This window comes from Chitinophaga silvatica (assembly GCF_003419895.1).
GTDB classification, from domain to species: domain Bacteria; phylum Bacteroidota; class Bacteroidia; order Chitinophagales; family Chitinophagaceae; genus Chitinophaga; species Chitinophaga silvatica.
Window position 1 is genome coordinate 301,431 of record NZ_QPMM01000006.1, and the last position, 13,115, is coordinate 314,545.

Here is a 13,115-nt window from a genome sequence, read left to right on the forward strand (position 1 = left end):
AGAAAAAGGTATGGTCAATACGTTAAATCGTCCGATCCGTGTATTGGTGGCAAAAGTGGGCCTGGATGGCCACGATCGTGGGGCAAAAGTGATAGCATCAGCACTTCGGGATGCTGGTATGGAGGTAATCTACACTGGCCTCAGGCAAACTCCTGAAATGGTGGTAAATGCCGCCTTACAGGAAGACGTGGATGCTATTGGCATCAGTATTTTGTCTGGCGCACATATGACAGTATTTCCTAAGATAATTGCCCAGATGGACGAAAAAGGGATGAAAGACGTGTTATTGACCGGTGGAGGTATAATTCCTGAAGAGGATATGAAGGAACTGAAAGAAATGGGAGTCGGTGAATTATTTCCTCCCGGCACAAATACCCAGGATATAGCAGCTTACATTACAGATTGGGTGGCAAAACATAGAAAATTTTAAAAAAATATTTTTTTGGCGTAACATTTTGTATTTCGGGTCGTCTTTTTAGCATAGTCTACCAAATTCTAAAAACCATAACGACTGTTTATGCAATACAAGTTACGCCCTTTGCTCCTGATTCTGATGCTGTTATGCGGTGCTACCTATGCTCAGGAACAAACAGATTCCACCACAGAAGTAAATACTGACCAAAAGGTATCGTCGAATTTTTCTCTCATTTTCGGCAAATACCCAAAACATCGCCAGGGTGTATACACAACCCATGGCGGAGATGGTGCACTGCTATCTTTTGCCTCCATGCAAAATAATGGTGAACACATGAGAAATATTCCACGATTCACCCTTTTCTTCAATGTAGGTTCCAATTTTAATAAAGATTTCTCTAATAGCTTTGGAATCTTTACTGGTATTAATATTAAGAATATAGGTCTCATCTCAAAACCCTATGATTCTGTAAAATTAAAGCAGCGTGTTTATACAGTAGGTGTGCCACTCGGGTTTAAGCTGGGTGATCTGAGTACTGGTTCTTTCTTCTTCTTTGCCGGTGGAGAAATCGACCTGGCATTTAATTATAAGGAAAAAGAATTTATAGATGGTAAAAAAGTGGGCAAGTTCAATGAGTGGTTCAGCGATCGTACTCCATTAATTATGCCTTCCCTGTTTGCCGGTATGCGCTTTAGTCCGGACTTTGGATTGAAAGTTCAATATTATCCGCAAAACTTCTTCAATAAAGACTTCAAAACAAAAGATAAAAACAATAATTCCGTCACTCCATATAAGGATCTGGATGCAAAACTGCTTTTCGTTACCCTAAACTATAACTTCAATGGTATGCCTTATTTCAAAGTAAAGGCAAAAAGACATTACATGAAGATGAAAAGTGGTAAAGCAGAAATAGAGGTAAACTATTAAACTGATTTATACTATAAATTATTTAGCCCGGAATCAGATTCCGGGCTTTTTTTATTTCCGTTTGGGTAATCAGGCTGATTGGTTAGGTTGTTGAATATTGCTTAATATTGATAAAATAAATTACTGCTCATGTATCAGATGATAAGTACACAAAATGAAGATGGAATTTTCACAATTACCATCAATCGTCCGGAGAAGATGAATGCTTTAAATCAGCAGGTCTTAAAGGAATTGGCACTGGCGGTTGAAGAGATTTACAGCGATCGTACTATAAAAGCAGCAATAATTACCGGAGCTGGTGAAAAAGCATTTGTTGCAGGCGCCGATATCAGTGAATTCCTCACATTATCTGAAGAAAATGGACGTGATCTTGCGCAATTGGGGCAGGTGATCTTTCAGCGGATTGAGAATAGTCCTAAACCTGTAGTTGCCGCCGTAAATGGTTTTGCATTGGGCGGAGGATGTGAATTAGCTATGGCCTGCCATTTCAGAATAGCCAGTGAAAACGCCAGGTTCGGGCAGCCGGAAGTAAACCTGGGCTTAATTCCCGGTTATGGTGGTACGCAACGTCTTACACAACTGGTAGGAAAGGGTAAAGCAATGGAGCTGATGATGTCTGGAGATATGATCTCTTCAGCCGATGCATTGTCCTGGGGCCTGGTTAACTACGTTGTTCCGGCAGCAGAATTAATGTCTAAAACAATTTCAATCCTGCAAAAAATTAACGCTAAAGCCCCATTGGCAGTTTCCCGTGTTATTAAATGTGTGAATGCTGCGATAGATAAGCAGGTAGATGGATATGAAACCGAACTCGATGAATTTGCAGCTTGTTTTGGTACCAAGGATATGGAAGAAGGTACCGCTGCCTTTATTCAAAAACGCGTTCCTAATTTCACAGGTGAGTGATAATCGCTTGTTTTAGTGAAGGTTATGACTTTTAGTAGTTTATTAAAATCCTAAAATCATAATTCTTTACTTTTGTATCCAATTTTAAACAAAAGCTTAAGTCATGGAATATAGAATAGAGAAAGACACGATGGGTGAGGTAAAAGTACCTGTAAATGCTTACTATGGTGCTCAAACACAACGCTCCATTGAAAATTTCAAGATCGCCCAGGACATCAACAAAATGCCTAAAGAAATTATCAAGGCATTCGCGTACCTGAAAAAAGCGGCTGCACTCACTAACGTTGAAGCTGGTGTATTGCCGAAAGAAAAAAGTGATCTGATTGGTCAGGTGTGCGACGAAATTTTGGAAGGCAAGCTAGACGATCAATTCCCATTGGTAGTTTGGCAAACCGGTTCTGGTACCCAATCCAACATGAACGTAAATGAAGTAGTTGCTTACCGCGCTCACGTTATCCATGGCGGCCAACTTACCGATAAAGATAAATTCATACATCCAAACGACGACGTTAATAAATCTCAGTCCTCTAACGATACCTTCCCAACGGCTATGCACATCGCTGCATACAAAATGCTGCTGGAAGTTACCATCCCAGGTATCAAGAAACTGCGCGATACCCTTGCTCAAAAAGCTGAAGCTTTCAAACATATCGTAAAAATTGGCCGTACCCACTTTATGGACGCAACTCCATTAACCCTGGGTCAGGAAATCAGTGGTTATGTTTCACAGCTCGATCATGGCCTCAGAGCTATTAACAACACCCTACCTCACCTGAGTGAACTGGCGTTAGGCGGAACAGCAGTAGGTACCGGTATCAATACTCCTAAAGGCTATTCTGAAAATGTAGCTAAAAACATAGCTCAACTTACCGGAATTCCTTTCATCACTGCTGAAAATAAATTCGAAGCATTAGCTGCACATGATGCTATCGTAGAAGCTCATGGTGCCTTGAAAACAGTGGCGGTTAGCCTTATGAAAATCGCAAACGATATTCGTATGCTTAGCTCTGGTCCTCGTGCCGGTATCGGTGAAATTCATATTCCTGATAATGAGCCAGGTTCTTCTATCATGCCAGGTAAAGTAAACCCTACTCAATGTGAAGCATTAACTATGATTGCTGCACAGGTAATGGGTAACGATGTTGCTATCAGTATTGGTGGTGCTACCGGGCATTTCGAACTGAATGTTTTCAAACCTGTAATGATCTTTAACTTCCTCCATTCTGCTCGTTTGATCGGTGATGGTTGCGTAAGTTTCAACGATAAATGTGCAGAAGGTATTGAGCCTATTGAAGCAAATATCAAAAAGCATGTCGATAACTCTCTGATGCTGGTTACTGCGCTGAATACCAAAATTGGTTACTATAAAGCAGCTGAAATAGCACAGAAAGCCCACAAAGAAGGAACTACGCTGAAAGAAATGGCAGTAAAACTGGGTTATGTTACCCCTGCTGAATTCGATGAATGGGTTGTACCTTCTCACATGGTAGGTGAAATAAAATAATGAATCTGATTATATTTATGGAAGAAGGAGTCTCGTCAGCAAACGAGGCTCCTTTTTTATAAACTCTTAATTATGAAAGTCCTCTTCTTTAGCGCTCAGTCTTACGATCGCGAGTATTTTACCAGAGCCAATCAGGCTGCCCCGCTGGAGCTCCGCTTTTTAGAAGCACCGTTGAATGTAGATAATACTGCTTTAATTAAAGATGAGCAGGTAATTTGTGTGTTTGTTAATGATCATGTAACTGCAGAAATAATTTCCATTTTAAAGGAAAAGAATGTTAAACTAATCGCTTTGCGAAGTGCCGGATTTAATAATGTAGATCTTGCTGCTGCTGCAACTGCCGGTATAAAAGTTGTTAGAGTGCCAGCCTACTCTCCGCATGCGGTAGCTGAGCATGCACTGACCTTGCTAACTGCACTGAATAGAAAAATCTATAAATCGTATAATCGTGTACGTGATAATAATTTTACGTTAAGCGGATTGGAAGGTATTGATTTGTTTGGAAAAACTGTTGGGATTATTGGTACCGGAAATATTGGAACAGTATTCTGTAAAATAATGCTGGGAATAGGATGTAAAGTGATTGCCCATGATGTTTATATCAATGAAGAACTGGTACTTGCAGGAGTGGCATATAAATCATTAGATGAGGTATTATCTGAATCGGATATAGTGTCTTTGCATTGCCCACTGATGCCGGCTACGAAGCATCTGATCAATAAAAATAGTATTGTATCAATGAAAAAAGGTGTGATACTCATTAATACCAGTCGTGGTGGTCTTATTGATACGGTAGCTGTAATCGATGCTTTGAAAAATGGGCATATAGGGGCTTTAGGCATTGATGTATATGAGCAGGAAGAACATTTATTTTTCCAGAATTTTTCGGATACTATAGTACAGGACGATGTGTTATCCCGACTCACTACATTCCCTAACGTTCTGATAACGGCGCATCAGGGATTTTTTACAAAAGAAGCGTTAATGCAGATATCGAATATAACGTTGAATAATATACGTAGTTATGTTGATGATGGAATTTTATTGAATGAAGTGAAATAGTTTATAATTAAAAAGCGAGGCTATATATTGATACAGCCTCGCTTTTTAGTAAATAGTCCGCTCTCTTTTATGCTATTTTTTCTTGAAAACGTTATCGTATGTGATAGAGAGATAGTATAGCCCTTTGATTGTTGGGCCTCCAACATACTGGAAGTATGAAGAGTTTAACAGGTTGGAAGCTCCAAGTTTGAAAGAGGTACTGATCTTTGGAACACGATAGGTGACCTGAGCATCTACAGTGCTGTAGGAAGGAACATCACCATTACCAAACAGGTTCTGCCAGTAGAAAGTATTTTGCCAGTGCCATACCACGTTAAACCCGATATTTTTATACAGATTTCTGTTACCGATACTTACGTTTGTAAACCAATCAGGAGTATTAAATCCCGGGATTAAGGCATCATCTTTCGTTTTATCCTGTGCTAGTTTATTATAGTTGGCATTTCCACTAATCGTATAGCTCTTATAAAAATCGTATGTAACAGCTAAAGCAAAGCCATAGTTACTAACTTTCGATTTACTGTTTGTCCATACTCTGTAACGATCCTGCTGGGCCTTATCCAGCATTTGAAGTAATACAGCCTGATCGGGGTTGTTTACATTGCCGGTTTTAGGTACAACTGCTTCGATCTGTCCGATGAAATGTTTGTAAGAGCTATAATAACCATCGAGGTCGATAAACAATTTGTTTTCCAACAATACTGCCTTATAACCTGCTTCGAATGCTGTAATTTCTTCGGGCACAATTGGGTCGAGGTTTGCAACTTTAAGGATTCCGGCATTCTTGGTAGCAGCGGCATCTTTAGAGATATGCTCGGCATTGATGGTTTTGTTTACGGCTACACCAAATGCATCGACAGTACTTGTGAGGAATGAGTTTTTAAAGTAACCCAAGCCTTGTTCAATAAATGCTAGTCCGCCTACTCTTCTTACTTGTCCGTTATTTACGAAAGAATATGCTTCAAACAATGAAGGGAAGCGGAATCCATTTTGCCAGGATACGCGGAAATTATGTTTGTCTTTGATGCTGTAAACGGCCGCGATACGAGGATTGATCTTTCCATCGAATTGTTCGTTCTTATCGTATCTGAGGGAGCCGGTAAGTTTCAATGCATCATTGAAGAAGGTTTTGCTGATTTGAGCAAAGCCACCATATTTTCCGTACCAGATATGTTTGCCACCTGGAGTATTGCGTTTATCCAGAGGTTGAGAGAAATCAACGAAGTTGTTACCATCCGGGATAATCTCATAATTACGGTAATCTGCACCTACGAGCACATCTGCAAATTGAATGAATTTACGCAGGTTCCAGGTACCTTCTGTATGATAGAAACGGCTTTTCTGGAGTAGAGCAGCGCCACCACTTGTATTTTCAGGGTTTTTGCTGGTAGGGTAAATATCCCAGTCGTTGATACTTTTAATTTTTGCAAGCTGTGCTTCATAGGCCGGAGTACCGGGAGTCCATCTACCGGCGTCGGCAGCATTTCTTGCGGCCTGATGGGCGGCAACCAGGTCGGCACCGCCTGTGAGGGCATCGTTTAAGCCTTTAGTATAATCGGCCAGCCATTGTTTATCGGGTTTGAATGATTTCTCGAGGTTATCGGCCAGGGGATTCATGTTATATGAATTGCCTGTATTTTCGATAGAGATGTAGGAACGAACGGTAAAATCGGGGTGTGTTAATTCCAGTTTTGCATTTTGAACTGTTACACCTCTAAGTCCGATTCTGTTTCCACGCTGGAAGAAGCCGTCCATTTCTCCGTATCTGTAGGTAGCTGAAAGTTCCAGGCTACGTGGCATACGGAAGTTGAATGATACGTCGGCTTTTTTGTTCTGAACGGTGAAGTCACCTACCAGGTCTTTCTCCCAGTATCCGGTGCGGTGAACGGTGTAAGCGCGGCCGTCTTTATCTATTACCTGCAGGTTACTGTTATCGCCATATTTATTCCATCCGTCGTTGGCGATATTATTGGCACCGCTCAACTGAGGGAAATCGGGGTTAGCTTTGGTTTGAGGAGAGAAATCGTTATGATTATCTGCATACCAATCGGTACCTCTCATATAGCTCAGATTTATTTTCCAGGCGAACCATTTAGAATAGGCTTGTGCATAACGTATAGCCGTTTCAGTTAATGGTTTAGCTCCGCCTGCATCGCCAACGTGGTTAACGGCTACTTTCTGATAAACGCTGATACCCTGGTATTGGAAGGGGTTTTTAGTGAGGAGGTTCGACATTCCATTAATAGCGTTCATTCCATATAAAGCGGAAGAGGCGCCGGGAGTTACTTCCACACTGCTGATGTCGAGCTCCGTTGGGCCAATGGCGTTACCCAGAGGTACACCAAGAGTGGCAGCCTGGTTATCTACACCATCTACCAGCTGCATGAATCTGAAATTGTTTGGTACGTTGAAACCGCGGGTATTAAATACTTTGAAAGTAAGTCCGGCAGTGGTCATTTGTACACCTTTCAGATTACCTAGTGCGTCGTAGAATGTGGAGGAAGGGGTTTCTTTCAATGCTCTGATATCGAGTTTTTCAATAGCAACGGGAGAGCGAAGAATTTTCTCCTGTTGTCGGGATGCCGATACAACCACTTCATTTACCAGGAGAGATTGTGTGAATAGCTGAATGGCTAATTTGCTGCTACTATTTTTGACTTCAAATTCCTGGGGTTGATATCCGATGAGGCGTATAACCAGTTTCAGGGGAAATTTGGAGTTAGTAGTTACTTCGAATTTACCGGTACTGTCGGTAGTAGATCCGAAGGAGGTGCCTTTAATTTGGATGGAGGCACCGGGCAGGCTATTACCATGATCGTCGGTAATGCGGCCCTGGATGACGTAAGAGCCGTTTAGCTGGGCTTTTACGAAGTTGGGGCTAAATATCAATATAATAAAGAGATACCTGGCCAATGTAGGTAAGATCTTTTGCATAGTAATGAGATGTGAAATGTTATAGATTCTGGAAAGATGGATTTTGATAAAAGGGTAAGAAGTGCGATGTCGTGCCTCAACATCGATTTGAAAATAAGCTATTTGTAAAATTTAAAACCATATAGTCTATAGAATTAGTAGACAAATATAGTTCGGGTATTTTTCATTTCAAAGCAGTGGGAAGATTTTCTTTCGTTGATATTTATGAGTTAGTGATTTTTTATGTTGATAATCAATTAGTTTGAAGATTGAAAAATATTTTGAGTAGAAAGGTTTAGCAAGGGAGATTTATTTCCGGAGATAGAAAATTGGGTTTTATAGGAATTATAATATGATGTACTGGCTTTCTTGGCGTAGGCAAGGCACATTAAGTTGTATTTATTGAATATTGACTTTAATTTGAAGAACTGGTTTCCTTTATCATAAGCAAGGTGGGTATTAAGTTACGAGTAAGGATGTTGATTGAATATTGAATGCAATTTTAAGGACCGGTTTCCTTTACCGTAGGCAGGGCGGACCGATTTTATTGTCTTCATTTGATTGATAAATTTCCTTTACCGTAGACAGGGCAGGTATTAAGTAACGAGGAAGGATGTTGATTGAATATTGAATGCAATTTTAAGGATTAGCTTTCTTTACCGTAGGCAGGGCGGGTATTAAGTAACGAGGAAGGATGTTGATTGAATATTGATTTCTATTTGAAGGATGGTTTCCTTTACCGTAGGCAGGGCGGGGGCAAGCCCCGCCCCTACAGGGCTTCAGCTCATTACAGTTTCTATATTGTAGAATTGTTTCTTTATAGAATTGAAATTAGTAGATTGACATTTAACGTGAAATATATCTACCAAATGAAAATATAGTTTCGATGAAATCCTGTAGGGGCGGGGCTTGCCCCCGCCCTGCCTACGGTAAAGGAAACCTGTCTTTCAAATTAAAGTCAATATTCAATCAACATCCTTCCTCGTTACTTAATACATGCCCTAACTACAGTAAAGAAAGGAAACAAAGTAAACCCCATTCAATATAGATCTAAAAACAAAAAAGGACATCTCAAATGAGATGCCCTTTCAAACTCTTTATACTTAGAAGTATTATTCGATTACATGATCCTGTGTAACCGGTTGCCCTGCAGTTTTAGGCTGCAGGTGGTTTCCGAAAAAACGTTTCTGGAATAACAGGATGGTAATAACGCCAACAGAAATAGCTGCATCGGCGATATTAAATACAGGTCTGAAAAACACAAAATAGTCACCACCTTTGAATGGTATCCATTTAGGTAAATAGCCTTCATAGATAGGAAAATAAAGCATGTCTACTACTCTGCCATGAAGGAAAGTACCGTATCCACCACCACCAGGCATAAACTTGGCAACTTCGTAACCTACGCTATCACTGAATATCAGACCGTAGAACATACTATCTATAAGGTTACCTGCAGCACCAGCTAAAATTAAAGAGCCGCAAACAAGTAAGCCGGTATTAAATTTCTCTTTTACCAGCTTTTTCATATATACAAATCCGATAACTACGGCAAACAAACGGAAGAGGGTAAGGATAATCTTTCCAAAATCTCCTCCAAACTTTAGCCCATAGGCCATGCCTTCGTTTTCGATAAAATGAATACGGAACCAATTAGGGAATATTATAAATTCCTGCTGCATGAACATATGCGTCTTGATCCAGAATTTCAAGGTTTGATCTATCAAAAGGATCAAAATGACGATAAATATGACGTGACGATATTTCAATTGATATTAAAATTTTATCAAAAATAATAGTTTATTTGAAAGGTCGAAGCCTGCAATATCATTATTCCTGGAAATATACTCTTTTTACCCGTTGTGAAATTCCTGTTAATATTTCATAAGGGATAGTTTCGGCCCAGTTAGCAAGTTCCTGAACCGGTAAATTCTCGCCAAAAACAATTACTTCATCGCCTTCCGCTACATCCGGAATATGGGATACATCCAGCATTAGCATGTCCATTGCCACTACCCCAATAACCGGTGCCAGCTTTCCTTTTATCAGCATTTTACCTTTCCCTTTGCTCAATCGGCGAGGATAACCATCGGCATAGCCAATACGAACCGTTGCCGTAACAGCCGGGCCTTCTGCCGTCCAGGTTGCCCCATAACCAACAGAATCTCCCGCTTCCAGGTGCTTTAATTGGGCAATAGTGGTTTTTAGGGTGCTCACATTCTTCAACTGGTCCTGAATCGCATTACTGCTATCAATTCCGTACATTCCTATCCCTAATCTAACCATATCCAGCTGCAAATCCGGATGCCTGCTAATGGCAGCACTATTGGCAATATGACGTATTACAGTATATCCTAATGCTTTTTGCAATTCATGGCTCATTTCATAAAAGAGTCGACCTTGCTTTTGCGTAAATGCATCTTTTTCAGCATCTTCACTCGCTGCTAAATGGCTGAATACAGACTGAACCTTCAACAATGGCGTAGCAGTAAGTATCTGTGCCAATTCCTGAATTTCACCTTTCACAAAACCTAAGCGGTGCATGCCGGTATCCAGTTTAATGTGTACAGGAAACTCGTTTTTGTTGCTTGCCGCTACTTCCTCCATGAATTGAGTAAGAATTTGCATGGAATAAATCTCTGGTTCCAGGTTCCAATGTAAAATGGCATCAAAACTGGCTGGTTCCGGATTCATTACCATAATAGGCATAGTAATACCCGCCCTTCTTAATTCTACCCCTTCATCAGCATAAGCGACAGTGAGATAATCGACCCCGTGGAATTGCAGTAAGTTCGCAATTTCGAAGCTGCCACTACCATAAGAAAATGCTTTGACCATAGCCATGAGCTTGGTATCTGGTTTAAGCAATGATTGATAGAGCTTTACATTATGAGAGATAGCCGATAAATTAATTTCCAGGATGGTCTGATGAGCTTTTTGCTCAAGCAATTTCCCTATCCTTTCAAACTGAAATACCCTGGAACCTTTTACCAGAATCGTTTCATTCTGAAAATCATCGGAATTGAATTGCTGTATATATTCATCGGTAGTAGTGAAAAATTGAGTTTTCAGGCCTTCTATTTGTTGAAAACTTTTCTTCTCTCTACCAATATTCTTTCCAATTGCAATAAGTTTATTTATTCCTTTCTTTTGGAACAGATCAGCCACTTCTTCATAAAGAGTAGCATCACTCTTTCCACTTTGCAGGATATCGCTCAGGATAACCGTTCTGGTAGCGTGCTGCTGCTGTTGTTGAAGGAAGTCGAGTGCAATAGTCAGAGAACCTAAATCTAGGTTATAGCTATCATTGATTACAGAGCAATTATTGATACCTTGTTTTAATTCAAGGCGCATGGCAATATTGCTGAGATGATCCATCCGTTGTTGGATAACCTCTTGTTCTTTACCTAAGTAAAGCATCAAAGCAACACAGTGAATAGCATTTTCTATAGACCCTTCATCAACAAAAGGAATAGAGAAATGAAGCGGTTCCTGCTTATACAGGGCATCTATACGGGTATGTTCGTTGTTTTTGTCGATGCTTGTAATTCGTAAATCTGCATCTGTTTTACGAGACCAGGAAAAGAGTTCTGGTCCTCCGCCCTCTTGAGAATCTTTCTTACCTACCTGGTTATGGAAGGCGAGTACGCATTCATTAAGTGCCAGGTAATCTTTGCAATAGATGAGTATATCACTTTTCGCAAATAATACCAGTTTCTCATTGATCTTTTGGCGGATGTTGAGAAATCCTTCACTATGGGCCTCTCCGATATTCGTGAAGATACCAATGGAAGGGCGAATGATTTTTTCGAGGTTCACCATTTCACCGGGTTGTGAAATACCTGCCTCAAAAATAGCCAGTTCATGTTCTGGTTTCATCTGCCATACCGAAAGGGGAACTCCGATCTGAGAGTTATAGCTTTTAGGGCTTCGTACAATATTGTAATCCTTTTCCAGTAGTTGATACAGCCATTCTTTGATGATAGTTTTTCCATTACTACCGGTAATTCCTATTACAGGAATATGAAACTGTTGGCGATGAAAAGCTACCAGCGTATGTAAGGCATTTAAGGTATCTTTTACGAGAATGAAATTAGCTTTCGGAAATTTTTCCAGGGGTACAGGTTCACTTATAATAAAGTTACTAACCCCTTTGCGATACAGTTCTTCAATGTATTGATGCGCGTTACGTCTTGAGCTAACCAAAGGAATGAACAGCGAAGTTTCAGGAAAGCTTAGCTTTCTACTGTCTAATAACAGGTGTTCAATAACAGAAAATCCAGTCTCTTGCAACAATTCTCCTTTCAGAGTTTTGTTAATGCTTGCTGCGTTATACACGTTAATCAGGTTTGAATAATCACTTAGTGGAAAGCACAACAAACTAATTTGGCTTCCACCGTTTACTTCTCTTCAGATTCAGTTAATTCTTTTTTCTGATGGTAGTGGGAATAAATAATGGACCCTACTAAACAAAATACGATCACTAATAAAGATACGTATACGGGTATATGAATAAATGGTTCTGCCAGCATTTTCAGTCCTATGAAAACAAGCACAACGGCAATGCCCTTTGGCAGGTAGTCGAACTGATCTACCGCCCCCCTCAACAAAAAGAATAAGGACCTAAGTCCTAATACCGCAAAAATATTGGAAGTATAAACTACCAATGGTTGTTGCGATATTGCAAAAACGGCCGGAATTGAATCCAGCGCGAAAATAATATCAGTAAATGCCAGCATCACCACAACAAGGGCTAATGAGGTCAGATACGCTTTATTATTTTTACGGATAACGAATCGGCCCTTTGGCTCTTCCAGTGTTATCCGCATATATTTATTCATAAATCGATATACAAAATTTTCTTCAGGTTTAAATTCATCATCTTCACTTGTCCTGAACATTTTGTAACCGGTATAAACCAGAAATACTCCAAATAAATATAAAATCCAATGGAATTTACTGATCAACACTACTCCTACGCTGATAAAGATTGCCCTGAATACTATGGCCAGCAATATACCAATAAGTAAAACGCGTGAGTAATTTTCCTCTTTTACTTTAAAGAATCCAAATATGAGAATAAATACGAAAATATTATCCATGGAAAGAGATTTTTCCATGAGATAAGCACTCATAAAGTTGATGGCGGTTTCCGAACCATCTTCATACCAGACAAATCCAAAAAAGAGCACTGATAAACCTATCCAGAAGATACTTTGCCACAACGCCGTTTTAATGGTAGTTTTTTCGTTCTTTTTACTAAATAGACCAAGATCAAAAATCAATGCCACTACTATCATAATAAAGAATATCAGATAGGTCCATTGTGTCGGCGTCATGTAACTGTCAGGTTTAATTGAGTGGCAAAGATAGGAATTCAAAATGGAC

The 13,115-nt window shown here is 40.0% G+C and carries 9 protein-coding genes; 5 read left to right on the forward strand and 4 right to left on the reverse strand.

All coding sequences use genetic code 11. The features are described from left to right. The first annotated feature begins 10 nt into the window (after positions 1-10). The 5 genes from DVR12_RS12375 (at position 11) to DVR12_RS12395 (ending at position 4,814) form a co-directional block, all read left to right on the forward strand. A complete protein-coding gene (locus DVR12_RS12375; RefSeq protein WP_116975983.1) occupies positions 11-430 on the forward strand; it encodes a cobalamin B12-binding domain-containing protein in 420 nt (139 codons plus the stop codon). Between the two features lie 87 nt (positions 431-517). Further along, the gene (locus DVR12_RS12380) at positions 518-1,342 is read left to right on the forward strand and encodes a hypothetical protein (protein WP_116975984.1); all 825 of its coding nucleotides are present in this window, start codon (positions 518-520) and stop codon (positions 1,340-1,342) included. A 129-nt stretch (positions 1,343-1,471) separates the two neighbouring features. After that, a complete protein-coding gene (locus tag DVR12_RS12385) occupies positions 1,472-2,248 on the forward strand; it encodes an enoyl-CoA hydratase/isomerase family protein (protein WP_116975985.1) in 777 nt (258 codons plus the stop codon). 103 nt (positions 2,249-2,351) lie between these two features. Beyond that, on the forward strand, positions 2,352-3,752 hold the full coding sequence (gene fumC / locus DVR12_RS12390) for a class II fumarate hydratase (RefSeq protein WP_116975986.1): 1,401 nt from the start codon (positions 2,352-2,354) through the stop codon (positions 3,750-3,752). 72 nt (positions 3,753-3,824) lie between these two features. Beyond that, positions 3,825-4,814 (forward strand): 2-hydroxyacid dehydrogenase, encoded by a 990-nt coding sequence (locus tag DVR12_RS12395; protein ID WP_116975987.1) that lies wholly within the window; start codon positions 3,825-3,827, stop codon positions 4,812-4,814. Positions 4,815-4,886: 72 nt separating this feature from the next. Here the strand turns inward: DVR12_RS12395 and DVR12_RS12400 are convergent, their stop codons facing one another. From DVR12_RS12400 to DVR12_RS12415, 4 genes are all read right to left on the reverse strand, one after another. Beyond that, positions 4,887-7,748, reverse strand: coding sequence for a TonB-dependent receptor (locus tag DVR12_RS12400; protein ID WP_116975988.1), 2,862 nt, complete (start codon positions 7,746-7,748; stop codon positions 4,887-4,889). Positions 7,749-8,839: 1,091 nt separating this feature from the next. Continuing rightward, on the reverse strand, positions 8,840-9,496 hold the full coding sequence (locus tag DVR12_RS12405; RefSeq protein WP_116975989.1) for a lipoprotein signal peptidase: 657 nt from the start codon (positions 9,494-9,496) through the stop codon (positions 8,840-8,842). Between the two features lie 61 nt (positions 9,497-9,557). Continuing rightward, entirely contained in the window at positions 9,558-12,065 is a 2,508-nt protein-coding gene (locus DVR12_RS12410; RefSeq protein WP_116975990.1) for a bifunctional UDP-N-acetylmuramoyl-tripeptide:D-alanyl-D-alanine ligase/alanine racemase, read from the reverse strand. A 62-nt stretch (positions 12,066-12,127) separates the two neighbouring features. Then, on the reverse strand, positions 12,128-13,066 hold the full coding sequence (locus DVR12_RS12415; RefSeq protein ID WP_116975991.1) for a TerC/Alx family metal homeostasis membrane protein: 939 nt from the start codon (positions 13,064-13,066) through the stop codon (positions 12,128-12,130). Positions 13,067-13,115 lie beyond the last annotated feature (49 nt).